The organism is Streptomyces sp. NPDC008137 (genome assembly GCF_042957035.1).
In the GTDB taxonomy this organism is placed as follows: Bacteria; Actinomycetota; Actinomycetes; order Streptomycetales; family Streptomycetaceae; genus Streptomyces.
This window is the reverse complement of record NZ_JBIBHN010000015.1, coordinates 35,995-61,516: the sequence shown is the minus strand read 5'-3', so window position 1 is coordinate 61,516 and position 25,522 is coordinate 35,995. Positions and strand designations below refer to the sequence as shown.

The following is a 25,522-nucleotide window of genomic DNA, read 5'->3' as shown; positions in this document are numbered from 1 at the left end:
CGGTTTTACGGCTTGGTCGTGGAGGGCCTGGAATCGGAGAATGTGAAAGCGGACCAACCACTGAATTCCGCGGATTCACCGAGGGACTCCTCGATGCGCAGCACCTCGTTCCACTTGGCCATCCGCTCGGAGCGGGTGAACGAGCCCACCTTCAGCTGGCCCGCGTTCCACCCGACGCTCAGATGCGCGATGGTGACGTCCTCCGTCTCACCGGACCGGGCCGAGACGATGGTGCCGAATCCGGCGTCCTGCCCGGCGCGCAGCGCCTGGAACGACTCCGTGACCGTGCCGGCCTGGTTCGGCTTGACGAGGACGGCGTTCGCCGCGCCGCTGGTGGCCGCCGCCTCCACCCGCTTGGCGTCGGTGACCAGATAGTCGTCGCCGATCACCTGGCAGCGGTGGCCGTGGCGCCGGGTGAACTCCACCATGCCGTCGGTGTCGTCCTCGCCCACCGGGTCCTCGACGGACAGGATCGGATACTGCTCGATCCAGTCGCCCAGCATGTCGAGCAGTCCCGCGGTGTCCAGTGTGCGGTCGTCCAGGGCCAGGGTGTAGCGCCCCCCGCTGCCGAACTGCGAGGCCGCGACGTCCAGCGAGATGCCGACCTGCTCCAGGGGCTCGAACCCGGCCGTCTCGATCGCCCGGGTGAGCGTCTCGAGGGCTTCCTCGTTGGAGTCGAACGCGGGCCAGTGGCCGCCTTCGTCGGCCACGCCCTGGGCCTTCCCGGCCCCGCGCATCAGGCTTCCGGCGGCCCGGTAGATCTCCGCGGTCCAGTCCAGGGCCTCGGAGAAACTCCGTGCCGCGGGGCACATCACCATGAAGTCCTGGACGTCGACGCGGCGGTCGGCATGGGCGCCGCCGCCGAAGATCTGGATCTCCGGCAAGGGGATGCGGACCGGCCGTTCGCCCGCCAGATGCCGCCACAGCGGTACGCCCGCCGACGCGGCGGCGGCGTGCAGCACCGCCATGGACGTGGCGACGATCGCGTTGCCGCCCAGACGAGAGCGGTCGGGGGTGCCGTCCAGGTCCACCAGGAGCCGGTCGACGGCTTCCTGATCGGTCGCGTCGCGGCCCAGGAGGGCGGGCGCGATCTCGCCGTTCACCGAACCGACCGCGCGGCGCACGTCCAGGCCGCCGAAGCGACTGCCGCCGTCCCGCAGATCGAGCGCCTCTCCCTGGCCCGTCGAGGCGCCTGCCGGCGCGATGGCACGGCCGGTCGCGCCGTCCGCCAGACGCGCTTCGACCTCCACGGTGGGACGCCCCCGGGAGTCCCACACCCTGCGGCCGTGGAGTTTGGCGATCCGCGCGTCTGTCATGGCGGGGCAACCTTTCGAAGATCGGACGATCGGGGCACCGAGCGGTGCCTGGGTCTGCCGTCAGGGGAGGGGCGCCCGGTGCCCGGAGGAGGTGTACGGGAGGTCCGCGCGCATTCGAGGGGGCGCGGTCCGTGACCAGGGGAGGACGAGGGACCCTCATCCACTGCGGCTCTGATCGTGCTAACGATAGCGCAATCGTGCGCAGCGTCGAGGATTCTGTCAAGAGGTAAGTGGCTCAGGGTTCGGAGGTATGGTGCGCGATTCACTCCCCCTTGGGATGGCGGCCCTTCGGTGCTATCGTTCGCACAGCCCGTCCGTGCCAATGTGACACTGCGGCAGGAACTCCGGCGAGCCCGAGCCGTCCTGGACGGACGGACAGCACAGGCGGCACGGGCTCGCCGGTCCGCGCCGAGCGGACGCTCGACGCACACTCGTGCGCCCCGCCACGAGGCCGTCCCATGGCGCGAAGGAGACGAAGCGACGCCCTGACTCAGGCGGCCCCGGACGAAGCCTTCCCGCCCGGGCGTGCCGTGCTGCCGCGCAGCACGAGTGAGCCGGGGGAGACCGAGGTGTACGGGCCGTCGTTGCTCGGCTCGGTCTTGAGACGGCGCATCATCCACAGCGCGCAGCCGGTGGCCATCTCCTGGATCGGCAGGCCGATGGTGGTGAGTCCGGGGCCCCACCAGGAGAATCCGGGCTCGTCCCCGAACCCGACCACGGACAACTCCTCGGGCACCTTCACGCCCTGCCGCGACAGTTCTTCGAGAACGCCGAGGGTGAGCTGGATCGATCCCAGTACGAGCGCGGTGGGCGCGTCCGGCCCTCGCAACAGCCGGCGCACCGCTTCGCGGCCGTGCTCGATCGACGACGGCGGGCCCAGTACCGCGCGGCCCGCATCGTCCGGCAGCCCTCCGTCGCGCAGGGCACTGCGGAAGCCGCGCAGGCGCTCCGCGCCCGTGGGCAGCTCTTCAGGGCCGCCGAGGTAGGCGACGCTGGTGTGGCCCTGCGCCACCAGGTGGGCCGTGGCCCCGCGCATCGCCTCATGGTCGTCCACGCCGAACCACTGCGAACCGAGGGACGGGTGGCGGCGCAGGAGCTGCAAGTGCGGCAGGGCGCGCAGGAGCTTGACGGACTCGCTGTGCGGGCGCGCGGTGGGCACGATGATGACGCCGGCCACGCGGTTCGCGGACAGCTCCCGCAGGTGGCGCAGCTCCGCCGTCCGGTCGTCGTCGGTCTCGGAGAGCATCAGCTGGAAGCCCTCGGCCTCCATGTTCTTGGACAGCTCGTGCGCGATGGTCGAGTAGAAGCTGTTGCGGATGTCCGGGATCACCAGGGCGACGACATTGCTGGACGCCCCCCGCATCATCCGGGCCGCGCGGTTGCCGACATAGCCCATGTCGGAAGCGGCTTGCCGGACGCGGAACTTGGTCTCCTCGCTGATGCGCGGATCGTCGGCGAGTGCCCGCCCCACCGTCGACACGGAGACTCCGAGGCGCTCGGCGATGTCCCTGGTCGTGATCACGTGAAGGAGTCCCCTCGACTTGCTGTCCCATGCCTGTCACTGTGCGTGTGCCAACGATAGCAGCGACGCTGACGTGCTAACGTTAGCACTGCTGAATGGGCCGTGCAGCCGCCTTCGGCTGCCTAGTTCGCGGAGGTGTCCGTGCGGATCGTCAGGTATGCCGTCGACGGCGTGCGTTACTACGGAGAACTCGAATCCGGCGATGTCGCCATCACCCGGTTCGAGGGTGATCCTTTCACCGGGCTTTCTCCCACGGGGCACCTCGACCGGGTCTCCGAGGCCGTCATTCTCCCGCCTGTTGAACGGCCCCGGATTTTCGGGTTCGCCTACAACTACGCCTCACATGTCGACGAGACCGACCGTGAGATTCCCGAGGTTCCGGTGTGCTTCATGAAGCCGAGCACGGCGGTGGTCGGGCCGGGGGAGGCGATCGTGTATCCGGCCGACGGGGAACTGATCCATTTCGAGGGCGAGTTGGTCGTCGTCATCGGAAAGGAAGCCCGTCATGTGAAGCCCTCCGAGGCGCATGATTACATCCTTGGCTACACCTGCGGCAATGACGTCAGCGACCGCATCGTCCAGCGCAAGGAGAGCGCGTTCGGAACGCTTCTGATCGGGAAGGGCCAGGACACCTTCGCTCCCCTCGGGCCCGTCATCGCGACCGGACTCGATCCTTCGGGACTCTCCCTGGTCACCCGTGTGAACGGCACCGTCGCGCAGTCCGCGAGCACCGCCGACCTGCTGCTGCCGGTCCCCGAGATCGTCAGTTACCTCAGCCGCTATCTGACGCTGCTGCCAGGAGACGCGATCATGACCGGCACGCCGTCCGGCGTCGGTCCGATCCGCCCCGGGGACGAGGTCGAGGTGGAGATCGAGGGCATCGGCGTCCTGCGCAATCCGGTCGTGGCCGAGACTCGTTGACGGGCGTCTGATCGCAGGGACGGGCGCCTGATCGTCGGCGCCGACATGCCAAGGGCCTGCCCACCGCCGAGCGGTGGGCAGGCCCTTGGCATGTCGGCAGGGTGGGTCGCTAGCGGATCGCGTTGTTGAACCGGTCGGGACGGACGAAGGCCAGTGCGGCGACGCCCGCCAGCGGGAGGAGCGTGACCTGGAGCAGCCCCGCCCGGCTCCAGCCGAAGCTCTCGACCAGAGCGGCGAAGAGCAGGCCCGAGAACGCCGCCGGGCCGTAGTAGCTGCTGACGAAGAGCCCGGAGGCGCGTCCGATCTGCGACGGGCGCACGGCCCGCTGCATGGCGCTGTTGGTGTTGGGATAGACGAAGCCCAGCCCGAAGGCGCCCATGAGGAAGGCGAACACGCACTGCAGGCCCACCGCGGCATGGGTCTCGTAGATGCACATGCTGATGACCGAGACGGCCAGCAGGCTGAGAATCAGCAGGTTGCGCTGGTTCACGCGGTCGCCGAGCCAGCCGCCGAGCAGGGCCGTCATGCCCCCGAAGCCGAGGAAGCTCATGGCCAGCGCGGCCTGCTCGGCGGAGTAGTGCAGCGAGCTGATGAGGTACGTCGGATACAGGCCGAGGAACCCGTAGACGGCCACGCCGCTGACGACGGAGTGGACGGTCAGGGCGATCGTGTTGCGGTTGTAGGCGGAGACCGGCATGTACTCGTAGGTCTTCGTCGAGGCGACCTGTTCGACCGAGTGCTCGGTCAGGCCGGCCTTGACGAGGAACAGGGAGGCGGCGGCGATCAGCAGCCCGGCCGTGCCGAACAGGTAGAAGGGCGCGTGCCAGGTGCCGTGCAGGGTCATGAGCTCGACGCCGATCAGCGGGGCGATGAAGACACCGACGGAGTAGCCGACGCCGATGACGCCGAAGGCGAGGCCGCGCCGGTGGACGAAGAAGGCGCCCATCGCCGCGAAGATGGCGGCGGACTGCATGCCCTCACCGAAGCCCGAGACGACCCGGTACAGGGTCATGTCGGCGAACCCTGTCGCCAGCGGCGTGGCCATCGTGCCCAGGGAGTAGATCACGATGCTGACCAGCAGGACCGTCCTGCGGCGGAAGCGGTCCAGGAGGTAGCCCGCGGGCAGGCCGGCCAGGGCCATGCCGAGAGTGAAGTTCGTGGCCAGCAGCCCGCCCTGCTCCAGGGAGAACCCGTACTCCGCGCGGATGGCGGGCAGCAGGGGAGGAAAGACCTGGCGGTCCATCGCGTTGACCATGTAGGAGAGGACGATCAGCAGAAAGCCGACGCCGATCATGGTCCGGGAAATGGGGATACGGCTGCCTTCCTGTGTGCCGTCGGCGGGAACTGCGCCGATGTCGGCTTGCGCTGCGTGAGTCATGGCGGCTCCTGAGGATGAATGGGTCGCGGCAGGGCGCGGCGGACGCATCGCCGGTACGGATCCGTACGGGCGGCTGCGACGGGACGCGATGCGGAGAGAAGAAGAGGCGGGAAGCGGTGAGCTGAACACGGACTGCGTCTGGTCGCGTCGGCGAGCGGCCGCCGGCCGGCGGCAGGGCGGCAAGCGAGCGATGGGCTGCCGTGCGGGTCGGATACCGCATGCGGAATTCAGCCGTATTTCGCCCGTCGGGGACGTCCGTGGCTATGGCGTCTTCGACAGCCGGACTTCGTGCGGACTCTTATGGGGTCACACGGTCGGCATTGGCAGAACCATGAAGGGAAGTCCGTTGCGCGTCAAGATGTGAACACCGAATTTCTTGGCGTTCCTCGTCATTCCTGGTGGCTCCCGCACTCTTGACGCAGAGAAGAGCGCCAGTGCTATCGTTAGCATCACGTGGCTGTGACAGAGTGATGCGACGTGCCCCGGCATCTCGCGACCCAGGCGTGGCGCCCGGACCGACCACAAGTCGGGGAGCGCCGGCCCCCGCCCGAGCCCAGTGAACCTCCCCACCTCACCCGCGCACGATTCTGCGAGGACGACCTTCCATGAAACCACCGAGCCGCCCCGGCACCGTGCTGCTCACCGACCACGCCTGGCCCGACGACTCCGTCGAGCGATCCGTCATCGAGCGGGCGGGCCACACCCTGGTGACGGGCCCCGCCGAGCCCGCCTCCGCCGAGGTGATCGAGGAACTGGTCGCCGAGTACCGCCCCGCCGGCGTCCTGACCTGCTGGGCGCCCGTCTCCGCCACCGCGATCGCCACCGCGCCGGAACTCCGGGTCGTCGCCCGGCTCGGAGTGGGGCTGGACAACATCGCCGTGTCCACGGCCACCGAGCGCGGGGTGTGGGTCACCAACGTGCCCGACTACTGCGTGGAGGAGGTCTCCGACCATGCCGTCGGCATGGTGCTCGCCTGGACGCGCGGACTGGCCGCGTTCGACCGGGAGGTCCGCGCGGGCCGCTGGAACCCCGCGAGTGCCCGGCTGCGCCGACTGTCCACGCTGACCTGCGGCGTCGTCGGTTTCGGCAGGATCGGCCGCGCCACGGCACGCAAGCTCGGCGCCTTCGGCTGCCGGATCCTGGCCCATGACCCGCATGCGCCGAAGGACGTCCCCGGTGTGGAGATGGTGGCGCTGGACGAACTGCTGCGCCGCGTTGACGTGGTGATCCTCCACCTGCCGCTCACACCGGACACGTTTCACGTCATCGGAGCCGAGCAGCTGGAGCTGATGCGGCCGGGCGGTCTGCTGGTCAATGTCAGCCGGGGCGGCCTGGTCGACACGGACGCGGTGATCAAGGCGCTCGACGGCGGACACCTGGACGGTGCCGCCTTCGACGTACTGGAGACCGAACCGCATGTCCCGGCAGGACTGTCCGCACAGCCCGGCGCGTTGCTCACCCCGCACGTCGCCTTCTCCTCCGACGCGTCGGTGACGGAACTGCGCCGCCGAGCAGCCGAGGACGTCGTACGGGTCCTGGCGGACCAGACGCCGGCCCACCCCTGCAACAGCCCTCAGGACCTGCCCGCCGGGCCGGGTGGACGGCGATGAGCGCGGCCTCCGCACAGATCGGACCGGGCCCCGTGCCCGACACCGGGCTGACGGACTTCCTGACGGCCGAGGGTCTCGCCGAGCCCGGTGAGACCGCGACCTGGACACCGCTGGCCGGTGGCGTCTCGTCCGACCTGTGGCGCGTGGATCTGCCGGGACGTTCCCTCTGCGTCAAACGCGCTCTGGCCAAGCTGAAGGTCGCCGCCGACTGGGAGGCACCGGTGTCGCGCAACGCCTACGAGTGGGCGTGGATGCGGTTCGCGTCCCGGCACCGCCCGGACAGCGTGCCGGAGCTGCTGGCCCACGACCCCGGAGCGGGCCTCTTCGCCATGGCCTACCTGCCCCCCGAGCGGTATCCGATGTGGAAGGCGCAGCTGCTGTACGGCGAGGTGCGGGTGGCGACCGCGGCGGCGGTCGGGAGACTGCTCGGCGCTCTGCACGCGGCAAGCGCGGGCGACGCCGCCCTCGCCGGGGAGTTCGCGACCGACGACAACTTCCACGCCCTGCGCCTCGAGCCGTACCTGCTGGCCACCGCCGCCGTACACCCCGCTCTCGGCGATGTCCTCCGGAGCCTCGCCGACCGTACCGCCGCCACGCACCTGGCGTTGGTGCACGGCGACGTCAGCCCCAAGAACATCCTCGTCGGGCCGTCGGGGCCGGTGCTGCTGGACGCCGAGTGCGCCTGGTACGGGGACCCGGCCTTCGACCTCGCCTTCTGCGTCAACCACCTGCTCCTCAAGAGCCTGGTGGTGCCGGGGCGCCGCGACGACCTGCTGCGGTCGGCTCGCGCGCTGGCCGAGGAGTACGTCGAGTGCGTCGACTGGGAGCCCCGCCCGGCCCTTCAGCAGCGGGCCGCGACCCTGCTGCCGGCGCTGCTGCTCGCTCGCGTGGACGGCAAGTCCCCCGTGGAGTACCTCACCCACGAGGGGCATCGGCTGCTCGTGCGCGGGGTCGCGTCGACACTTCTGCGGGCGCCCGTGTCCACGGTCGAGGACGTCGTGGCCGCCTGGGAAGCGGCTCTCGCGGCTCGGACCGAACCGGACACGCGGCCCTGCTGACAACGGATGCGACGGTCCGGCGACCGGCTCGACGGTCCGCCGGACGTGAGCGAGGAGAGACATATGCGCAGAGTCGTCACCGGTCACGACGAGAACGGCAGATCGGTCGTCGTCAGCGACGGCCCGGTCCCGCGCAGCCGGGAGTTCACCAGCCTGCCGGGCTGGGTGTCCCGGCTGCCCTGGGCCACGGAACCCGGCCAACCGCCCAGCAGGACCGGGGAGGACCCCACCCCCAAGGTCACCAGCCTGCTCCCCGCACCCGGCGGGACCCGGTTCATCGTGCTCACCTTCCCGCCGGAATCAGCGCTGGCCGACCCGGCCTTCGACCCGGTGGCCTTCGACCGGGAGCAGCGGGCCGACTCGCCCGGCCTCGCCGAACTCATCGAACCCGACGGCATGCACACCACTCCGACCGTGGACTACGGCATCGTGCTGACGGGCGAGATCGTCCTCGAACTGGACGACGGCCGGTGCACGCCGCTCTCGGCCGGGGACATCGTGATCCAGAACGGCACCCGTCACGCCTGGCGCAACCGCAGTGGACAGGCGGCAACCGTGGCCTTCGTCCTCATCGGTGCGGACACGACGACTGACGCCAACGACTGACGGGGACGACCGACGGGCCGAAAGGGACCGGCCGGAAGCCGTACCGACGCGTCAGGGAGCGGCGTCGAGATCCACCTCGATGTCCTCGGCGTCGGTCCAGAATCCGTCGTCCGCGTCCTGGAGGCGGGCGGCGGCGTGATCCATGTGCAGGCGTGCGGCCGTACGCGCCGCCTCGGCGTCGCGCGCCTCGATGGCGGCGAGGATGGCGTGGTGCTCCGCCCGGACCGCTTCGATGAAGTCGTTCCGGCGTGCCTCGTTCGCCCGTGTGACGCGGATGCCGCCGCGCGACACGTCGCCCAGGTACCGCAGGGTCGAGACCATCACCGTGTTCCCGGTCGACTCGGCGATGGACCGGTGGAAGGCGAGGTCCTCGTCCACGCCGTCGCCGCCGGCCGCGACCGCCGAGTCGATCGCGTCCAGGGCCTGACCCATCCGTGCCAGGTCGAGGGGCGTGGCCCGGGTGGCGGCGAGATGGGCCGCCTCGCCCTCCATGGCGCGGCGCACCTCCACGATCTGCAGCACCTTCGCCTTGGTGTCGGCGGCCTCCAGGTCGAGCGGCCGGGTGCGCCGCGGCAGGACGAACACGCCGATGCCCTGGCGCGGTTCGATCAGGCCCGCGTTGCGGAGCCGCGACAGCGCCTCGCGCACCACCGTGCGGCTGACGCCCAACTGCCTGACCAGCTCGACCTCGGTCGGCAGTCGGTCGCCCTCGGCCAGCCGTCCCGACTCGATCTCCTCCGAGAGGGTCGCGGCGACCTGATCCGCGAGCCGGACGGGACCGCTTACCTTGGAAAACATGGTTTTCAGTCTATAGGCCCGGGTCTCGTCGTTCCGCTTTCCACTAGGCCTTGACCAGGACCGCTTCAGGGTGGTCGGCGAGGTAGTCCCGCACGACCGATTCGAAGCTCGGGTCGGGCTCCAGCCCGAGCGCGGCGGCGCGGGTGTTGTCGAAGGCGGAGGGCCACGATCCCACGACCGCCTCGACGTCGGGATCGGGCGCGACGGTCACCAGATCGGCCGCGGCGTCGCCCGCCACCCGTCGCAGCGTGGCCAGCATCTCGGCGACCGAGACCGTGAGCGCGGGGAGGTTGACGGGCAGTCCGCCGTCGAGGCGGCCCTTCCCGCTGCCGCGCTCGGCTGCCGCGATCCGGAGGATCCCCTCGACCGTGCGCCGTGGTGACGCCAGGGCCACCCGCAGGTCGGGGCGTACGGGGCAGATGGCGGGGAGGCCCGCGACCGGCTCGCGGACGATGCCCGACAAGAAGCCGGAGGCGGCGGCGTTCGGCTTGCCGGGGCGTACGGACACGGTCATCAGCCGGGCGACGCGCCCGTCGATGAAGCCCCGGCGCGTGTAGTCGGCGACCAGCTGCTCGCAGACGAGCTTCTGGATCCCGTAGCTCGACCGGGGCGTGGGCAGGGTCGACTCGCTGACCACCGGCGGGAGCGGCAGTGCCGGGTCGGAACCGTAGACCGCCACGCTGCTGGCGAACACCAGGCGCGGCGCCGGCCCGCCGGCCGCCGACCGGGCCCGGGCGGCTTCGAGGAGGGCGCGGGTGGTGTCCAGGTTGGCGCTCATCCCGAGGTCGAAGTCGGCCTCGCACTCGGCCGAGACGGCGGCGGCGAGGTGGATCAGCACGTCCACCGGCTCCGCGAACACCTCGTCGAGACACTCGACCAGGTCACCCCGCACGATCTCCACCAGGGGATCGGCCGCCTGCGGCGCCCCGGGCGGGACGAACCGGTCGGTGAGCACCAGTCGGTCGATCGGCGCACCACCGAGCGTCCGGGTGCTCAGCAGGGTGCCGGTGATCTCGCGTCCCAGAAAGCCGAAGCCGCCCGTGATGACGATCCTCATGCGCTGTCTCCTCGGTAGTCGGTCAGCCAGCCGAGGCCCTCGCTCGTGCCGGCCCGGGGGATGTACTCGCAGCCGATCCACCCGTCGAAGCCCAGGTCGTCGACGACGTCGAACAGATGCCGGATGTCGAGCTCGCCGCTGTCCGGCTCGTGGCGGTCCGGCACGCCGGCGATCTGCAGATGACCGACCCGGCCGGTCGGCAGGTCGCGGCGCAGCGTCGTGGTGAGGTCCCCTTCGACGATCTGGCAGTGGTACAGGTCGAGTTGCACCTTGAGATTCGGGGCGCCCACCTCCCGTACCACCGCGTGGGCCTCGGCCTGCCCGGACAGGAAGTAGCCCGGCATGTCGCGGCCGTTGATCGGCTCGACCAGGATGTCGACCTCTGACCCGGCGGCTCGTTCCGCCGCCCACTCCAGGTTGGCCAGGTAGGTGTCGCGGTGCTCGGCCAGCTCCTTCGGAGTCACGCCCGGCGCCACGAGACCGGCCATCACGTGCAGTCGCGGGCAGTCCAGCGCGGCGGCGTACTCCAGAGCCCGGGCGATCCCGGAGCGAAGCTCCGCCTCGCGGCCGGGCAGCGCCGCGATCCCGCGTTCTCCCGACTCCCAGGCCCCGGGAGGCGCGTTGAAGAGCACCTGCCTGAGCCCGTGGTCGTCGAGCCTGCGCCGCAGCTCCGCGCTGTCGTAGGCGTAGGGGAAGAGGTATTCGACGGCGGTGAAGCCGTCCGCCGAGGCCGCGGCGAAGCGGTCGGGGAAGTCGTGCTCGGGATACATCATGGACAGGTTCGCTGCGAACCTCGGCATGCTGGCTCCTGTGAGGGGACCGGGGAGGACCGGTCAGCGGTTGACGGTCTGCTTGTCGGTGGTGAGCACCGCGGCGGCGCCGACGACGAGACTGAGCGCCAGGACGTACATCGGGAGCGATGTCGAACCGGTGGCGTCCTTCACCGCGCCGATCATGTAGGGACTGACGAAGCCGGCGAGGTTGCCGACCGAGTTGATCACGGCGAGGCCGACCGCGGCGGCGGTACCGCCGAGGAACGCGGTGGGCAGCGACCAGAACAGCGGCGAGCAGGTCAGCACACCGGCCGCGGCGACGGACAGCGCGACCAGGGACAGCGCGGTGGACCCGGCCCAGCCGGCCGCCAGCGAGAAGCCGACGGCACCCATGAGGCTCGGGACGACCAGGTGCCAGCGGCGTTCGCGGCGCTTGTCCGCCGAACGCCCGAACAGGTTCATCGCGACGAGAGCCGCCAGGAACGGCACCGCGCTGAGCACGCCGATCGCGAGGTTCCCCTCGATGCCGGTGGACTCGATGAACGTGGGCATCCAGAACGTCAGGGCGTACTGACCCATCACGAAGCAGAAGTAGATGAGGCACATCAGCCACACCCTCGGCTCGCGGAAGGCGTCCCAGACCCGTCCGTGCACGGTCTGGTGCGCGGCGTCCTCGGCGATCGCCCGCTCGACGACGTCCTTCTCCTCGTCGGTGAGCCACTTCGCGTCGCGCACGCCGTTGTCGAGGTAGAACGGGGTGGCCACGCCGATCAGAAGGGCGGGGATCGCCTCCAGCAGGAACATCCACTGCCAGCCCTGCCAGCCGTTCACACCCTGGAACCGGTCCATGATCCAGCCGGACAGCGGGTTGCCGAAGATGCCGGCCACCGGGATGGCGGACATGAACATCGCGATCACCCGGGCCCGACGCCGCGACGGGAACCAGTACGTGCAGTACAGGATCACCCCCGGGTAGAACCCCGCCTCGGCGGCACCGAGGAGGAACCTCAGGACGTAGAACATCGTCTCGTTGTGGACGAACATGAACGCCGCCGAGACGACGCCCCAGCTGATCATGATCCGGGCGATCCAGGTGCGGGCGCCGACGCGCTGCAGCATCAGGTTCGACGGCACCTCGAAGAGGAAGTAGCCGATGAAGAACAGTCCGGCGCCGAGGCCGTACGCCGCCTCGCTGAACCCGAGGTCGTCGGACATCTGGAGCTTCGCGAAGCCGACGTTGACCCGGTCGAGATACGAGACGACGTAACAGAGGACGAGGAAGGGGACGATACGCCGTACGACCTTGCGGAAGACGGCGTTCTCACGGGCGGCGTCGGGAGCTGTGGACGCCGATATAGGCATGGACATGGTGATCCTTTGAGCGGCTCAGGGGAATTCTCCGGCAGGGGAGAGGCGGGTCACCACGCGGCGTTGAACGTGGACCTCAGTTCATCGAGCGCGTGAGAGGGGAGCGGCTCGGGGCGACGGTCGGTCAGGAGCCAGAGACGTGCCGTCTCCTCGAGTTCTTCGAGGACGGCGAGAGCGGTGGCCGCGTCGGGGCCCCAGACCACGGGGCCCAGCCGGTCCAGCAGCACCGCCCTGATGGGCGTACGGCTCGCCGCGCGGTCGGCGATGAGAGCGGTCACCAGGTCGGCCACGCGGGGGTCGCCCGGCCGGTGGTAGGGGATGAGCGGGACGTGCCCGACCTTCATCACGTAGTACGGCGTGATGGGCGGCAGCACGTCCTCGGCGCTCCAGACCCCGGCCAGCGTCAGCGCGACCAGGTGCGTGGAGTGGGTGTGGACGACGAACCGGGCCGCGGGGTCGGCGGCACAGATGCGGCGATGGAGCGTCAGGGTCTTGCTGGCACGGTCGCCCGCGACCTGTTCACCCGCGGCGTCGACCAGCGCGAGGCGGCCGGGTTCGAGGAACCCCAGGGCGGCGTCGGTGGGCGTGATCAGATGGTGGTCGCCGACCTTGGCGCTGATGTTGCCCGCGCTGGCGTGGACATAGCCCCGGGCGAACAGGCTGGTGCCCACCCGGACGATCTCGTCGCGAGCCTGCTCGACGCCTTCGTCGAGTGCTGTCGGCTGCGGGTTCATGCGGCCTCCTCGTCCAGGAGTGCGAAGGAGCGGGTGAAGAAGTCGGGGCCCCCGAAGTTGCCGGACTTGAGGGTGATGTGGAGCGTGTCTCCGTCGGGCAGCGCCGCCGCGCACCAGGGCACCCCGGGGTCGATCTGCGGCCCGATCCGGAGTCCGTTGATGCCGAGCGCCTGGACGACCGCCCCCGAGGTCTCTCCCCCCGCCACGACGAGCCGGCGTACGCCGCGTTCCACCAGCCCCTGGGCGACGCGGGCGAGCGTCCGTTCCACGAGCTCACCGGCCTCGGCGGCACCGAGCCGGCCCTGGACGGTACGGACCGTGTCGGCGGACTCGGTGGAGTACACGAGCACAGGACCGTCGGCCAGGTGCGACTCGGCGAAGGCCAGGGCCTGCCCGACCACGTCCTCGCCGGCGGCCACGCGCAGCGGGTCCACGCTGAAGGCGGGGCGGCCGGTGCGCAGGTACTCGAGGACCTGACGGTTGGTCGCCGTGGAGACCGAGCCGGAGACGACGGCTCGGTGACCGGCGGGAGGCGGCAGTTCCGCGGCGGCGCGGGTGGGCTTGAACCCCCAGTTGGCGGGCAGACCGATCGCCAGCCCCGAGCCCGCGGTCACCAGTGGGAACCCCTGGACCGCCACGCCCAGACGCACGAGGTCGTCATTGGAGACGGCGTCGACGACGGCGATTCCGACCCCGTCCTCCCGGAGGGCGTCGACGCGGGCCCGGATCGCCTCGGCACCACCGGCGACGACCGTGTGGTCGACGAGACCGACCTCGCGCGTGGTCTGCGCGCCGAGGACGGAGACCAGATTGGAGTCGGTCATGGGGGTGAGCGGGTGGTGGCGCATGCCGCTGTCACTGAGGAGCACGTCGCCGACGAAGAGATGCCCCTTGAAGATCGTGCGCCCGTTGTCGGGGAACGCCGGCGTCGCCACCGTGAAGCCGGTGCCCAGGGCGTCCATCAGCGCCTCGGTCACCGGCCCGATGTTGCCGGCCGGTGTCGAGTCGAACGTGGAGCAGTACTTGAAGTAGATCTGCTCGGCGCCCATGGACCGCAGCCAGGCCAGTGCGCGCAGCGATGCCTCGACGGCGTCGGCGGCCGGGACGGTACGCGACTTGAGGGCGATGACCACGGCGTCCGCGTCCATCGTCTGCTCGTCGCCCGCCGGTGGTGGGTCGATCAGCTGGACCACGCGCATGCCCGCGCGCACCAGGTTGTTGGCGAGGTCCGTGGCGCCGGTGAAGTCGTCGGCGATGCATCCGAGTCGGATTCCCATGTCAGGCCTCCACCGGCTTCGGCAGGTCGACTCCCGGGAAGATCTTGATGACCGCGCTGTCGTCCTCGGCCCCCAGTCCGGACGCCGACGCCTGGAGGAACATCTGGTGGGCGGTGGCGGCGAGAGGGAGCGGGAACCGTTCCGGCCTCGCGGAGTCCAGCACCAGCCCCAGGTCCTTGACGAAGATGTCGACGGCCGAGAGGGGTGTGTAGTCGCCGTCGAGCACATGGGCCATGCGGTTCTCGAACATCCAGGAGTTGCCGGCGCTGTGCGTGATGACGTCGTAGAGCGCCTCGGCGGGAACGCCCACCTTGATGCCGAGGGCCATCGCCTCGGCCGCGGCGGCGATGTGCACGCCCGCGAGCAGCTGGTTGACGATCTTGACCTTGGAGCCGAGCCCCGCGCGCTCGCCCAGACGGTAGACGGTGCTGCTCATGGCCTCGAGCACCGGGTCGGCGAGGGCGTACGCCTCGGTGGAGCCCGACGTCATCATGGTGAGTTGACCGGCCGCCGCCCGGGCGGCGCCGCCGGAGATGGGAGCGTCCAGGTACAGGACCCCCCGCTCGGCCAGACGGCCTTCCAGCGCGGCGGACCAGCCCGGATCGACCGTGGAGCACATGACGAAGACGGAGCCGGGGCGGAGCCCGCCGGCCGCGCCCCCGGCACCGAACAGCACGGTCTCGACCTGCGCGGCGTTCACCACCACGCCGACCAGGACGTCCACCGAGGCCGCCAGCTCGCCACAGGTCCCGAACGCCGTCCCGCCCTCGCGAGCGAAGTCCGCGGCCGTCTCCGGACGCAGATCGTGAACGCCGACGTCGTATCCCGCCGCCCGCAGGCTCCGGGCCATCCCGAGGCCCATGGCTCCTAGACCCACCACGCCCACACGCGGTCGTCCGGGCTTGTTCTGGTCGCTCATGAACATCCTCGCCTTGCCGTACCGTCCGGCGGGCGGCTGCACTCAACCGACCGCCGTGAGATCAGGTCATATGATGACCTGAGGACAGCGAAATGAGTGGCGTGATGTCCGTCACACAGCCTCTTCGTGGGGGGCGCCTCACCCCGGCGTGCAAGGCATCGAGAAGATCGACCTGCGAGTCCACCAGATCCTGGAAGGAAGCAACGAGATCATGCGCGTCATCGCGGCCCGAAGCCTGACGGAGGCACTCGGATGACCGACGTCCTCTTCCGCACGACGGGCCGGGCCGCCCACATCGTCCTCAACCGGCCCAAGGCCCTCAACGCCCTCACCCACGCCATGGTGCGCCACATCGACGAGGCCCTGACCGACTGGGAGCGGGACCCGGCCGTCGAGACCGTCGTCATCACCGGTGCGGGGGAGCGCGGCCTGTGCGCGGGCGGCGACATCCGCGGCATCCACGACGACGCCCGCGACGGGGACGGCTCCGCCTCGGCCGCGTTCTGGCGCGACGAGTACCGCCTCAACGCCCGCATCGCCCGCTACCCCAAGCCCTACGTCGCCGTCATGGACGGCATCGTCATGGGCGGCGGTGTCGGCGTCTCCGCGCACGGCAGCGTCCGGATCGTCACCGAGCGGTCGAGGATCGCCATGCCCGAGACCGGCATCGGCTTCGTCCCGGACGTCGGCGGCACCCACCTCCTCGGCCTCGCCCCGGGCGAACTCGGCACCCACCTCGCCCTGACGGGCACCCAGATCGGCGCCGGGGACGCGCTGCTGTGCGGCCTCGCCGACCACTACGCACCGTCCGAGGCGCTGGGGCGGTTCGTCGACGACCTCGCCGGCATGCCCGTACGGGAAGCCCTGGAACGGCATGCGCAGCCCGCACCGGAAGGGGAACTGGCCGGGCAGCGCGGGTGGATCGACTCCTGCTTCGCCTCCGACACGGTCGAGGAGATCGTCGAGCGGCTGCTCGCGCACGGCGACCCGGCGGCCAAGGAGACCGCCGAGACCCTGCTGGCCAAGTCGCCCACCTCGCTCAAGGTCACCCTCACCGCCCTGCGTCGCGCCCGCCGGCTCGGCTCGCTGGAGCGGGTGCTGGAGCAGGAGTACCGGGTCTCCTGCGCTTCCCTGACCACGCCCGACCTGGTCGAGGGGATCCGTGCCCAGGTCATCGACAAGGACCGCGACCCCCGCTGGTCACCGGCGACCCTCGGCGAGGTCGGCGACGCGGACGTGGAGCGCTTCTTCGCACCCCTCGGCGAGCGCGAACTCGGCCTCGCCGGATCCGGGTGAGCCGGACACCCGCCGCGGGCTGTCGCACGTGGTGTGCGGCAGGGGCCGGGAAGTGCGAACCCGAGCAGAGCTGTGCTGGTAGGCGCCCAGTAGAGTGCCCCTCTGTCGCCCACGACAGCTGCCCCCGAATCCCGAGGTACCGCGCAGTGAACCCCGCACGTCCCGCACCGACCGCCGCCGTGACCGTCGTCGGGATCGGGGCCGACGGCTGGGAAGGCCTGACCGACGCCTCCCGTGGCGTGCTGAGCGAGGCCGAGGTCCTGATCGGCGGCCCGCGCCAGCTGGATCTGCTGCCCCCGCGGTGCGCCGGGGAGCGGGTCGCCTGGCCCACGCCCCTGCGCCCCGCGGTACCCGGCCTGCTCGCGGCACACGCCGGCCGCCGGATCGCCGTACTGGCCAGCGGGGACCCGATGTTCTACGGCATCGGACGCGCCCTCGCCGAGGAAATCGGGGAAGCGGGCGCCCTGCGCGTCCTGCCCCACCCCTCCTCCGTCTCCTATGCCGCCGCCCGCCTCGGCTGGCCGCTGGAGGACGTCGAGGTCGTCACGCTCGTCGGCCGGCCCGCCGCCCGTCTCGCCGCCGCCCTGCACGACGGCCGGCGGCTCCTCGTCCTCAGCGCGGGCGCCGGCACGCCCGGCGAGGTCGCCGCCCTGCTGCGGGACCGGGGATTCGGAGCGAGCCGGATGCGGGTCCTGGAGCAACTCGGCGGCGCGCGGGAGCGCATGACCGACGAGGCCGCCGCGGACGACTGGCCGGAGGCACGGCCACCCGGCGACCCCCTCAACATCGTCGCCGTCACCTGCCTTCGCGCCCCGGACGCCCCGCGCCTCGGTGCCGTGCCCGGCCTCCCGGACGACGCATACGAGCACGACGGCCAGCTCACCAAGCGGCACGTCCGCGCCGTCACGCTCAGCACGCTGGCCCCCGCCCCGGGGGAACTGCTGTGGGACATCGGCGGCGGCTCGGGCTCGATCGCCGTCGAATGGATGCGCACCCACCCCTCGTGCCGCGCGATCACGGTCGAGCGGGACCCGGTGCGCGCGGCGCGCATCAGCCGCAACGCCGACCGCCTCGGGGTACCCGGCCTGCGGGTCGTCACGGGCGCCGCGCCCGCCGCCCTGGCCGAACTGCCCGCGCCCGACGCCGTGTTCGTCGGCGGCGGTCTCACCGCGCCCGGCCTCCTCGACGCCTGCTGGGAGGCCCTGCCCACCGGTGGGCGGCTGGTCGCCAACACCGTGACACTCGAGTCGGAGGCGCTCCTCGCCGAGGCCCACCGTCGTCACGGCGGCGAGCTGGTGCGGCTCGCGGTGGCGCACGCCGTGCCCGTGGGCGGCTTCACCGGGTGGCGGCAGGCGATGCCGGTGACCCAGTGGGCCGCGTGGAAGACCCTCGACACCCCTTCGGGAGCCAACAGATGACCGTGTACTTCATCGGCGCCGGACCCGGTGCCGCCGATCTGATCACCGTGCGCGGCGCCCGCACCCTCGGGGCCTGCCGGCTCTGCCTCTACGCGGGCAGCCTGGTCCCGCGCGAGCTGCTGGCCGAGTGCCCGCCGGACGCACGGCTGGTGGACACCGCGCAGCTCACCCTGGACGAGATCACCGCCGAGCTGCTCCGCGCCCACGAGGCGGGACACGACGTGGCGCGGCTGCACTCCGGGGACCCGTCCGTGTTCAGCGCGGTCGCCGAGCAGATGCGCCGGCTGGACGCGGCCGGAGTGCCCTACGAAGTGGTCCCCGGAGTCCCGGCCTTCGCCGCCGCGGCGGCGTCCCTGAAACGGGAACTGACCGTGCCGACCGTCGGCCAGACCGTGATCCTCACCCGCGTCGCCCAGCGTGCCACCGCCATGCCGGACGGGGAGGACCTGGCCACCCTCGGCCGCAGCGGCGCGCTGATCGTGCTGCACCTGGCGGCCGGCTATGTGGACCGCGTGGTCGCCGAACTCCTCCCGCACTACGGCGCCGACTGCCCGGCCGCCGTCGTCGCCTACGCCTCCCGCCCGGACGAGGTGATCATCCGCGGCACCCTCGACGAGATCGCCGGGAAGACGAAGGAGGCCGGGGTGCTGCGCACGGCCGTGATCATGGTCGGCCGGACCCTGGGTGCCGAGGAATTCCGGGACAGCCACCTCTACTCGGCGGAGAGGGAGCGTCACGTGTGCTGAGCGGTTCGGGGAGACTCGTCCGGCACCCGGGCCCTCAGGCCACCGAGCTGCGCCCCACCACCGTGCCCGCCCGGTCGACGCAGATCACGTCGACCGCCACCGGCGCACCGCGCAGCACCGCCAGCGCCTCGTCACGGGCGGTCCTGGCGACCAGGTCACCGAGCGGCACACCGGCGGCCATGCACAACTGGAGCGCGGCCAGCCCGGTGTTGGCCTCGGCCACCCCGGCCCGCAGCGCCTCGTCCGCGCCGCCCCGCCGGGCCAGTTCGGCGAGGAAGCCCTTGTCGACCTGGGAGCGGGCGGAGTGCAGATCGAGATGGCCGGCGGCGAGCTTGGACAGCTTGGCGAAGCCACCGCAGATCGTCAGCCGGTCCACGGGATGGCGGCGGATGTACTTCAGCACGGCGCCCGCGAAGTCGCCCATGTCGAGCAGGGCGTCCTCGGGCAGCCCGTACTCGGCGACGACCGTCTTCTCCGACGTCGACCCGGTGCACCCGGCGACATGCGTACGGCCCGCGGCCCGCGCCACGTCCACACCCCGGCGGATGGAGTCGATCCACGCCGAGCAGGAGTACGGCACCACGATCCCGGTGGTGCCGAGGATGGACAGGCCGCCCAGGATGCCCAGCCGCGGGTTCCAGGTGGAGCGGGCGATCTCCTCGCCGTGGTCGACGGAGACGGTGATCTCGACGTCGCCGCTGCCACCGTGCCGTGCGGCTACCTCGGACACGTGCTCGCGCATCAGCCGGCGCGGGACGGGGTTCACGGCGGGCTCCCCCACGGGCAGCGGCAGGCCGGGGCGGGTGATCGTCCCGACCCCGGGCCCCGCCCTGAAGACCACCCCGGCCCCGGCGGGCAGCCGCCGTACCGTGGCCCGGACCAGCGCGCCGTGCGTGACGTCCGGGTCGTCGCCCGCGTCCTTCACGACGCCCGCCATCGCGTATCCGTCGCCCAGGTCCTCGGCCGCCAGCGCGAACGACGGTGTCTGTCCCTTGGGCAGAGTGATCGTCACCGGGTCGGGGAACTCCCCGGTCAGCAGTGCCGTGTACGCGGCAGTCGTGGCCGCCGTCGCACAGGCGCCGGTGGTCCACCCGGGCCGCAGGCCGGTGTGCTCCAGCTGGGCCCTGCGGCCACCCTTCACTTCGCTGCTCATGAACGGACCTGGACTCCCATGCACGTACTGATACTCGGCGGGACCACGGAAGCCCGCCGCCTTGCCGAACTGCTCCACGGCACACCCGGCCTGACCGTGACCAGTTCCCTCGCCGGGCGGGTGGCCGGCCCCCGGCTGCCCCCGGGCGAGGTCCGGATCGGCGGCTTCGGCGGGGTGGAGGGGCTGACCTCGTGGCTCGTCGAGCACCGGGTGGACGCACTCATCGACGCCACCCACCCTTTCGCCGGGACGATCGGTTTCCACGCGGCACGTGCCGCCGCCACCGCCCATGTTCCCCTGCTCGCGGTGCGGCGCCCCGGCTGGGTCCCGGTAGCCGGTGACGACTGGCGCGAGGCCGGCTCCCTGGAGGAGGCCGCGACGCTGCTGCCCGCACTCGGCCGCCGCGTGTTCCTCACCACCGGACGCATGGGCCTGGCCGCGTTCGCCGCCCTGGACGACCTGTGGTTCCTCGTCCGTTCCGTCGACGCGCCCGAGGCCCCCCACCCGCTCCGCATGGAAGTGCTGCTCGACCGTGGCCCCTTCACCCTCGACGGCGAGCGCGAGCTGCTGCGCCGCCATCGCGTCGACGTCGTCGTGACGAAGGACAGCGGGGGAGCCGCCACGGCACCCAAGCTCACGGCCGCGCGGGAGGCCGGGCTGCCGGTGGTCATGGTCCGCCGGCCGCCGTTTCCCGAAGGGGTGCGGGAGGTGGGGGAGCCGGAGGAAGCGGTCCGGTGGATCAGAAGCCGACGCACTTTCCCGGCTGCCGACTGAAACCTGACGGGGGCTTTGCCGCCTTGGGCTTGTACCTGCCATGAGCTCGCAGAAGTCTGGAGGGCGCGGCTGAGAACAGCCGATCGCCGATCAGTAAGGCCCACGCCTCCATGACCACCGCTCACGCACCCGCCCGCACCACGATGACCCGCAAGGAGTGGACGAGCCTCGGCGGAATGTCCGCGTTCATCCTCGCGCTGCACGTCATCGGCTGGTTCACGCTCGTGGTGATCGTCGCCCCGGAGCACTACAGCCTGGGCGAGCGGACGTTCGGCATCGGGGTCGGCGTCACGGCCTACACCCTGGGCATGCGGCACGCCTTCGACGCCGATCACATCGCCGCCATCGACAACACCACCCGCAAGCTGATGGGCGAGGGCCGACGCCCGCTGTCGACCGGCTTCTGGTTCTCGCTCGGGCACTCCTCGATCGTCTTCGTGCTCGCCTTCCTGCTCTCCCTCGGCGTCAAGGCACTGTCCGGGCCGGTCGCGAACGACGGCTCCGAACTGCACAACGCCACCGGCTGGATCGGCACGGCCGTCTCGGGAACCTTCCTCTACCTCATCGCGATCATCAACATCGTGATCATGGCGGGCATCTGGAAGGTGTTCCGCCAGATGCGCACCGGCCACTTCGACGAGGCCGCCCTGGAGGAACAGCTCGACAAGCGCGGCTTCATGAACCGGCTTCTGGGCCGCCTGACGAGGTCGATCACCCAGCCGTGGCAGATGTACCCGCTGGGCCTGCTCTTCGGCCTGGGCTTCGACACGGCCACGGAGATCGCCCTGCTGGTGCTGGCCGGTTCGGGCGCGGCCTCCGGCCTGCCCTGGTACGCGATCCTGTGCCTGCCGGTCCTGTTCGCGGCCGGGATGTCGCTGCTCGACACCATCGACGGCTCGTTCATGAACTTCGCCTACGGCTGGGCGTTCTCCCGGCCGGTGCGCAAGGTCTACTACAACCTCACCATCACCGGCCTGTCCGTCGCCGTGGCGCTGCTCATCGGCACGGTCGAACTGCTGGGCCTGATCGCCGGGCAGGCGGACCTGCACGGCCCGTTCTGGGACTGGGTGTCCGGCCTCGACCTGAACATCATCGGCTACGTCGTCGTCGGCCTGTTCGTCGTCACCTGGGCGGTGGCCGTTGTGGTGTGGAAGGCCGGACGGATCGAGGAGAAGTGGACGCAGGGCCTGGCCCGGCCCGCCCCGGCCCCCGCTTCGGTGGCCGAGGAGAGCTGAACCGGGCCCCACGTGCCTACGCCTCGGGATACCGGCGCGGAGTCCAGACGAACTCCTCGCCGTCCCCACGCCGGACGGCCCGCGTCTGCGAGGACCCGACCAGCAGGATCGTGCGCATGTCGACCTCGGCCGGGTCCAGATCGGTCAGCCGCACGATCCGGACCCGCTCACCGGAGCCGCCCACGTCCCGGGCCACCACCACCGGGGTGTCCGGCGCACGGTGCTCCAGCAGCAGCTCCCGGGCCTTGCCCACCTGCCAGGTACGGCTGCGGGAACCGGGGTTGTACAGGGCGAGCACCAGATCCGCCGAGGCCGCCGCCCGCAGCCGTTCCTCGACGACCTCCCACGGCTTCAGCCGGTCGGAGAGGGAGATCGTGGCGTAGTCGTGCCCGAGCGGTGCGCCCGCGCGGGCCGCCGCCGCGCTGGCCGCGGTCACCCCCGGCAGCACCCGCACCGGTACGTCCGCGTACTCCTTCTGAGAGGCGACCTCCAGCACGGCCGTCGCCATGGCGAAGACGCCAGGGTCGCCGCCCGAGACGACCGCGACCCGCCGCCCCCGGCGCGCCAGATCGAGGGCGAACTCGGCGCGCTCCGACTCGACCCGGTTGTCCGAGCCGTGCCGGACCTGCCCGGGCCGCCGCGGCACCCGGTCGAGATAGGTCGTGTAGCCGACCAGGTCGTCGGCGGCGGCCAGCGCACCCCGCGTCTCGGGCGTCAGCCACAGCGGACCGGCCGGCCCGGTCCCGACCACCACGACCTCGCCCCGCTCCCGGACATCGGGCCGCTCGGCGTCGACCTGGCTGGGCAGCACGGCCACCGAGAAGTACGGCACCGACTCCGGGTCCACGTCCGCCAGTTCGGCGAGCCGCTCCCCGGCCATGGTGGCCCGCTCCACATAGCGCGCCTCGCCGAGCCGTCCCGAACTCTCCAGCGCGCCGCGCACCTTGGTGAAGGTACGCCCCAGCTTCATCACCACGGCCACGTCCGTCGCGGCGAGCCGTGCGGTCAGCTCCTCCTCGGGCAGCGTGCCCGGCAGGATGGTCAGCACCTCCTCGCCCTCGGCGAGCGGCGTGCCCAGCCGGGCGGCGGCGGCCGACACGGACGTGACGCCGGGGACGACCTCGGTGTCGTAGCGGTCGACCAGCCGCTTGTGCATGTGCATGTAGGAGCCGTAGAAGAGCGGATCTCCCTCGGCGAGGACCGCGACCGTCCGTCCCGCGTCCAGGTGCGCGGCGAGCCGGGCCGACGCCTCGGCGTAGAACTCCTCCATCGCGCCCTTGTAGCCGCCGGGGTGGTCGGTGGTCTCGGTGGTGACCGGGTAGACCAGCCGCTCCTCGATGTGGTCGGCGCGGATGTGCTTCGCCGCGATCGAGCGCGCGATGGAACGTCCGTGCCGCGCACTGTGGTACGCGATCACGTCCGCCTCGGCGATGGCCTCCACGGCCCGTACGGTCATCAGGGACGGGTCACCGGGGCCGAGCCCCACCCCGTACAGCTTGCCGCTCACTCTTCCTCGCTCGCGATCGCGTTGAGCGCGGCGGCCGCGATGGCACTGCCCCCGCGACGGCCGCGCACGACCAGGTGCTCCAGGCCCGACGGGTGCGCGGCCAGGGCGTCCTTGGACTCGGCGGCCCCGACGAACCCGACCGGGACACCGATGACGGCGGCCGGTCGGGGCGCCCCCTCCTCGATCATCTCCAGCAGCCGGAACAGGGCGGTGGGCGCGTTGCCGACGGCGACCACCGAGCCCTCCAGCCGGTCCCGCCACAGCTCCATCGCGGCGGCGCTGCGCGTGGTGCCGAGCTTCACCGCCAGCTCCGGCACGGACGGGTCGGAGAGCGTGCACAGCACGTCGTTGTCGGCGGGCAGCCGCTTGCGCGTCACGCCGCTGGCCACCATCTGCACGTCGGTGAAGATGGGCGCCCCCGCGCGCAGGGCCTCGCGGGCACGGGCCACGACCCCGGGGGAGTAGGCCAGATCCCGTACGAGGTCGACCATCCCGCAGGCGTGGATCATCCGGACCGTGACCTGGCTGACGTCGGCGGGCAGGGCCGCGAGGTCCGCCTCCGCGCGGATGGTGGCGAAGGACTGGCGGTAGATGGCCGGGCCGTCCTTCTCGTAGTCGTACGTGGTCACGGTGCTCTTCTCGCTGCCTTCGGTCGTCATGGTCGTCTGAGGGGTCATGAGGTGATCGCCGCCAGCGCGGTGGCGAGTCGGGCGGGGACGCCCATCGAGGCGGTCCGGGGTTCCCGACCGCTGACGGCGGTGGAGAGCAGATAGCCGCCTCCCGGAGCGGCGACCACGTCGACGCGGTCGCCCCGGGGGTGTCCGCAGCGGCGCTCGCACCCGGACCAGTACAAGGGCAGGCCGCTCGGCCCGATCGCGTCGAGCGCCCCGGCCGCGTCGGTCCGTACGTCCGCCCGCGACTTGGCGCATCCGGGACTGCCGATGCAGGCACCGACACGGAGCCAGGGGGAGCCGGGATCGGTGACCAGGCCGGTGGCGGCGAGGCGGGTGATGGATTCCTCCAGGTCTGTCCCCTGTGTGGGAAGAACCACACCGCGCCACGGCGTGAGACGCAGCTCACCGGCGGCGACGTGCGTCAGTTCCCGCCACTGGTGCGCCGAGAGCCGTCCCAGCGGAACGTGCACCGAGAGGCCGGCACCGAGGGTCCCCGGGGGCGGACCGGCCGTGCGGCCGGTCTCCCGGCTCCGCCGCTCGTGCCGGACACCCTCGGCCCGCAGCCGCTCACCGACCGCGTCGAGCAACTCGTCGCCGGAAAGGGACAGTTCATCCACGCGCCAGACGCGTGCCCCGCTCGTCCGCGACGCTTCCAGGAAGGTCTCCGCGGCGACCAGCGCGGCCCGGGCCGCTTCCGCCACACCGACGTGCAGCGCTTCCCCGGCCGCTCCGAGCGCGAGTTCCGCGCCGCCGTCCGCCGTCGCCCGCACCGTCACATCGGCACCGAGTCCGGCCACGTCGCCGCGGCCGTCGTCGAGCGCGAACAGGAAACGTCCCGACAGGTCCCGCGCCGCCTCGCTCGCGCACAGCGCCGCGTCGAGGGCCGTCAGCCAGGGGCGTACGTCCAGCACGCCCCGCCCGTCGAGTCCGGACAGGGGTGAGGCCACGATGTTGCGCACCCGCTCGTGCCCACGCGAGGGCAGCAGCCCGGCCGCGTCCAGCGACTCGGCCAGCTCCCCGGCGCATCCGTCCGGCAGACCCCGCAGTTGCGCGTTGCCGCGCGAGGTCAGATGCAGGTCTCCGTCGCCCAGCTGTTCGGCCACCTCCACGAGCGTCTCCGCCTGCGCAACGGTCAGCACACCACCGGGAATCCGGACGCGAGCGAGCGCTCCGTCGTCCGCCGCGTGCAGCCGCAGCGTCCCCGGACAGGCGTCACCGCGGTCTCGTGGGACCGCTGTGGCCTGGGGCGATGAGCGCGGGGCAGCCGTGGACATGGCGGCGAGCATACCTACCATCACACCTGGTGTATGCCGTGCCCTCTTCCCCTGGCACTTACTATGATCGCGGCGGGTCATCCGGTCCGCCATCGCCACGACGGCGAC

At 71.6% G+C, this 25,522-nt stretch carries 23 protein-coding genes; 9 read left to right on the top strand and 14 right to left on the bottom strand.

From position 1 onward, the window contains the following. Positions 1-5 precede the first annotated feature (5 nt). Both eno and ACFZBT_RS23290 read right to left on the bottom strand, forming a co-directional pair. Positions 6-1,316 carry a phosphopyruvate hydratase gene (gene eno, locus ACFZBT_RS23295; RefSeq protein ID WP_391106399.1) on the bottom strand — a complete coding sequence of 437 codons (1,311 nt, stop codon included), beginning with the start codon at positions 1,314-1,316 and terminating at the stop codon, positions 6-8. A gap of 490 nt (positions 1,317-1,806) precedes the next feature. Next, positions 1,807-2,838, bottom strand: coding sequence for a substrate-binding domain-containing protein (locus ACFZBT_RS23290; protein ID WP_391106397.1), 1,032 nt, complete (start codon positions 2,836-2,838; stop codon positions 1,807-1,809). Between the two features lie 141 nt (positions 2,839-2,979). On the opposite strand from ACFZBT_RS23290, the gene ACFZBT_RS23285 reads away from it, so the two are divergent. Next, the gene (locus tag ACFZBT_RS23285) at positions 2,980-3,759 is read left to right on the top strand and encodes a fumarylacetoacetate hydrolase family protein (protein ID WP_391106395.1); all 780 of its coding nucleotides are present in this window, start codon (positions 2,980-2,982) and stop codon (positions 3,757-3,759) included. 109 nt (positions 3,760-3,868) lie between these two features. Here ACFZBT_RS23285 and ACFZBT_RS23280 read toward each other — a convergent pair whose 3' ends face one another. Further along, a complete protein-coding gene (locus ACFZBT_RS23280; RefSeq protein WP_391106393.1) occupies positions 3,869-5,137 on the bottom strand; it encodes an MFS transporter in 1,269 nt (422 codons plus the stop codon). A gap of 605 nt (positions 5,138-5,742) precedes the next feature. Here ACFZBT_RS23280 and ACFZBT_RS23275 point away from each other — a divergent pair. The 3 genes from ACFZBT_RS23275 to ACFZBT_RS23265 all read left to right on the top strand — a co-directional run bounded on the left by ACFZBT_RS23275 (position 5,743) and on the right by ACFZBT_RS23265 (position 8,411). Further along, a complete protein-coding gene (locus ACFZBT_RS23275) occupies positions 5,743-6,747 on the top strand; it encodes an NAD(P)-dependent oxidoreductase (protein WP_391106391.1) in 1,005 nt (334 codons plus the stop codon). Further along, positions 6,744-7,805 carry a phosphotransferase gene (locus ACFZBT_RS23270; RefSeq protein ID WP_391106389.1) on the top strand — a complete coding sequence of 354 codons (1,062 nt, stop codon included), beginning with the start codon at positions 6,744-6,746 and terminating at the stop codon, positions 7,803-7,805. The genes ACFZBT_RS23275 and ACFZBT_RS23270 overlap by 4 nt, the downstream gene beginning before the upstream one ends. Before the next feature lie 63 nt (positions 7,806-7,868). Further along, complete coding sequence (locus ACFZBT_RS23265; protein WP_391106387.1) at positions 7,869-8,411, top strand: cupin domain-containing protein; 543 nt, start codon at positions 7,869-7,871, stop codon at positions 8,409-8,411. Positions 8,412-8,462: 51 nt separating this feature from the next. Here the strand turns inward: ACFZBT_RS23265 and ACFZBT_RS23260 are convergent, their stop codons facing one another. From ACFZBT_RS23260 to ltnD, 7 genes are read right to left on the bottom strand one after another with little or no spacing between them, the layout of a single operon-like run. Continuing rightward, positions 8,463-9,209, bottom strand: a complete 747-nt coding sequence (locus ACFZBT_RS23260; RefSeq protein ID WP_391106385.1) for an FCD domain-containing protein — start codon at positions 9,207-9,209, stop codon at positions 8,463-8,465. A 43-nt stretch (positions 9,210-9,252) separates the two neighbouring features. Then, entirely contained in the window at positions 9,253-10,266 is a 1,014-nt protein-coding gene (gene denD, locus ACFZBT_RS23255) for a D-erythronate dehydrogenase (protein WP_391106383.1), read from the bottom strand. Then, positions 10,263-11,066, bottom strand: coding sequence for a 2-oxo-tetronate isomerase (otnI, locus tag ACFZBT_RS23250; RefSeq protein WP_391106381.1), 804 nt, complete (start codon positions 11,064-11,066; stop codon positions 10,263-10,265). Before otnI ends, denD begins: the two co-directional genes overlap by 4 nt. A gap of 33 nt (positions 11,067-11,099) precedes the next feature. Beyond that, positions 11,100-12,401: an MFS transporter gene (locus ACFZBT_RS23245; protein WP_391106379.1), complete on the bottom strand. Its 1,302-nt coding sequence runs from the start codon at positions 12,399-12,401 to the stop codon at positions 11,100-11,102. Positions 12,402-12,457: 56 nt separating this feature from the next. Then, positions 12,458-13,141, bottom strand: a complete 684-nt coding sequence (locus ACFZBT_RS23240; protein ID WP_391106377.1) for an aldolase — start codon at positions 13,139-13,141, stop codon at positions 12,458-12,460. Further along, positions 13,138-14,418, bottom strand: coding sequence for a 3-oxo-tetronate kinase (gene otnK, locus ACFZBT_RS23235; protein ID WP_391106375.1), 1,281 nt, complete (start codon positions 14,416-14,418; stop codon positions 13,138-13,140). Before otnK ends, ACFZBT_RS23240 begins: the two co-directional genes overlap by 4 nt. A gap of 1 nt (position 14,419) precedes the next feature. After that, a complete protein-coding gene (gene ltnD, locus ACFZBT_RS23230; protein ID WP_391106373.1) occupies positions 14,420-15,337 on the bottom strand; it encodes an L-threonate dehydrogenase in 918 nt (305 codons plus the stop codon). A 252-nt stretch (positions 15,338-15,589) separates the two neighbouring features. On the opposite strand from ltnD, the gene ACFZBT_RS23225 reads away from it, so the two are divergent. From ACFZBT_RS23225 to cobM, 3 genes are all read left to right on the top strand, one after another. Continuing rightward, a complete protein-coding gene (locus tag ACFZBT_RS23225; RefSeq protein ID WP_391106371.1) occupies positions 15,590-16,633 on the top strand; it encodes a 3-hydroxyisobutyryl-CoA hydrolase in 1,044 nt (347 codons plus the stop codon). Positions 16,634-16,779: 146 nt separating this feature from the next. Beyond that, entirely contained in the window at positions 16,780-18,051 is a 1,272-nt protein-coding gene (gene cbiE, locus ACFZBT_RS23220; protein ID WP_391106369.1) for a precorrin-6y C5,15-methyltransferase (decarboxylating) subunit CbiE, read from the top strand. Beyond that, positions 18,048-18,797 (top strand): precorrin-4 C(11)-methyltransferase, encoded by a 750-nt coding sequence (cobM, locus tag ACFZBT_RS23215; RefSeq protein ID WP_391106367.1) that lies wholly within the window; start codon positions 18,048-18,050, stop codon positions 18,795-18,797. Before cbiE ends, cobM begins: the two co-directional genes overlap by 4 nt. A gap of 34 nt (positions 18,798-18,831) precedes the next feature. On the opposite strand, the gene ACFZBT_RS23210 is transcribed toward cobM, so the two are convergent. Next, positions 18,832-19,950, bottom strand: coding sequence for a cobalt-precorrin-5B (C(1))-methyltransferase (locus ACFZBT_RS23210; RefSeq protein WP_391106365.1), 1,119 nt, complete (start codon positions 19,948-19,950; stop codon positions 18,832-18,834). A gap of 18 nt (positions 19,951-19,968) precedes the next feature. Between ACFZBT_RS23210 and ACFZBT_RS23205 the strand changes: the two genes are divergently transcribed. Both ACFZBT_RS23205 and ACFZBT_RS23200 read left to right on the top strand, forming a co-directional pair. Beyond that, positions 19,969-20,724: a cobalt-precorrin-6A reductase gene (locus tag ACFZBT_RS23205; RefSeq protein ID WP_391106363.1), complete on the top strand. Its 756-nt coding sequence runs from the start codon at positions 19,969-19,971 to the stop codon at positions 20,722-20,724. A 110-nt stretch (positions 20,725-20,834) separates the two neighbouring features. Then, the gene (locus ACFZBT_RS23200; protein WP_391106361.1) at positions 20,835-21,959 is read left to right on the top strand and encodes a HoxN/HupN/NixA family nickel/cobalt transporter; all 1,125 of its coding nucleotides are present in this window, start codon (positions 20,835-20,837) and stop codon (positions 21,957-21,959) included. A 16-nt stretch (positions 21,960-21,975) separates the two neighbouring features. On the opposite strand, the gene ACFZBT_RS23195 is transcribed toward ACFZBT_RS23200, so the two are convergent. The 3 genes from ACFZBT_RS23195 to cobG are packed head-to-tail and all read right to left on the bottom strand — an operon-like array spanning position 21,976 to position 25,426. Next, entirely contained in the window at positions 21,976-23,466 is a 1,491-nt protein-coding gene (locus ACFZBT_RS23195; protein ID WP_391106359.1) for a precorrin-2 C(20)-methyltransferase, read from the bottom strand. Further along, a complete protein-coding gene (locus ACFZBT_RS23190) occupies positions 23,463-24,143 on the bottom strand; it encodes a precorrin-8X methylmutase (RefSeq protein WP_391106357.1) in 681 nt (226 codons plus the stop codon). The genes ACFZBT_RS23195 and ACFZBT_RS23190 overlap by 4 nt, the downstream gene beginning before the upstream one ends. Further along, positions 24,140-25,426, bottom strand: coding sequence for a precorrin-3B synthase (gene cobG / locus ACFZBT_RS23185; RefSeq protein ID WP_391106355.1), 1,287 nt, complete (start codon positions 25,424-25,426; stop codon positions 24,140-24,142). The genes ACFZBT_RS23190 and cobG overlap by 4 nt, the downstream gene beginning before the upstream one ends. Positions 25,427-25,522 lie beyond the last annotated feature (96 nt).

Excerpts from the sequence above, each read along its gene's own strand:
- eno (WP_391106399.1), bottom strand. The coding sequence starts at position 1,316 with ATGACAGACGCGCGGATCGCCAAACTCCACGGCCGCAGGGTGTGGGAC.
- ACFZBT_RS23280 (WP_391106393.1), bottom strand. The coding sequence starts at position 5,137 with ATGACTCACGCAGCGCAAGCCGACATCGGCGCAGTTCCCGCCGACGGC.
- ACFZBT_RS23275 (WP_391106391.1), top strand. The coding sequence starts at position 5,743 with ATGAAACCACCGAGCCGCCCCGGCACCGTGCTGCTCACCGACCACGCC.
- ACFZBT_RS23270 (WP_391106389.1), top strand. The coding sequence starts at position 6,744 with ATGAGCGCGGCCTCCGCACAGATCGGACCGGGCCCCGTGCCCGACACC.
- ACFZBT_RS23265 (WP_391106387.1), top strand. The coding sequence starts at position 7,869 with ATGCGCAGAGTCGTCACCGGTCACGACGAGAACGGCAGATCGGTCGTC.
- ACFZBT_RS23260 (WP_391106385.1), bottom strand. The coding sequence starts at position 9,209 with ATGTTTTCCAAGGTAAGCGGTCCCGTCCGGCTCGCGGATCAGGTCGCC.
- denD (WP_391106383.1), bottom strand. The coding sequence starts at position 10,266 with ATGAGGATCGTCATCACGGGCGGCTTCGGCTTTCTGGGACGCGAGATC.
- otnI (WP_391106381.1), bottom strand. The coding sequence starts at position 11,066 with ATGCCGAGGTTCGCAGCGAACCTGTCCATGATGTATCCCGAGCACGAC.
- ACFZBT_RS23245 (WP_391106379.1), bottom strand. The coding sequence starts at position 12,401 with ATGCCTATATCGGCGTCCACAGCTCCCGACGCCGCCCGTGAGAACGCC.
- ACFZBT_RS23240 (WP_391106377.1), bottom strand. The coding sequence starts at position 13,141 with ATGAACCCGCAGCCGACAGCACTCGACGAAGGCGTCGAGCAGGCTCGC.
- otnK (WP_391106375.1), bottom strand. The coding sequence starts at position 14,418 with ATGGGAATCCGACTCGGATGCATCGCCGACGACTTCACCGGCGCCACG.
- ltnD (WP_391106373.1), bottom strand. The coding sequence starts at position 15,337 with ATGAGCGACCAGAACAAGCCCGGACGACCGCGTGTGGGCGTGGTGGGT.
- ACFZBT_RS23225 (WP_391106371.1), top strand. The coding sequence starts at position 15,590 with ATGACCGACGTCCTCTTCCGCACGACGGGCCGGGCCGCCCACATCGTC.
- cobM (WP_391106367.1), top strand. The coding sequence starts at position 18,048 with ATGACCGTGTACTTCATCGGCGCCGGACCCGGTGCCGCCGATCTGATC.
- ACFZBT_RS23210 (WP_391106365.1), bottom strand. The coding sequence starts at position 19,950 with ATGAGCAGCGAAGTGAAGGGTGGCCGCAGGGCCCAGCTGGAGCACACC.
- ACFZBT_RS23205 (WP_391106363.1), top strand. The coding sequence starts at position 19,969 with ATGCACGTACTGATACTCGGCGGGACCACGGAAGCCCGCCGCCTTGCC.
- ACFZBT_RS23200 (WP_391106361.1), top strand. The coding sequence starts at position 20,835 with ATGACCACCGCTCACGCACCCGCCCGCACCACGATGACCCGCAAGGAG.
- ACFZBT_RS23190 (WP_391106357.1), bottom strand. The coding sequence starts at position 24,143 with ATGACCCCTCAGACGACCATGACGACCGAAGGCAGCGAGAAGAGCACC.
- cobG (WP_391106355.1), bottom strand. The coding sequence starts at position 25,426 with ATGCTCGCCGCCATGTCCACGGCTGCCCCGCGCTCATCGCCCCAGGCC.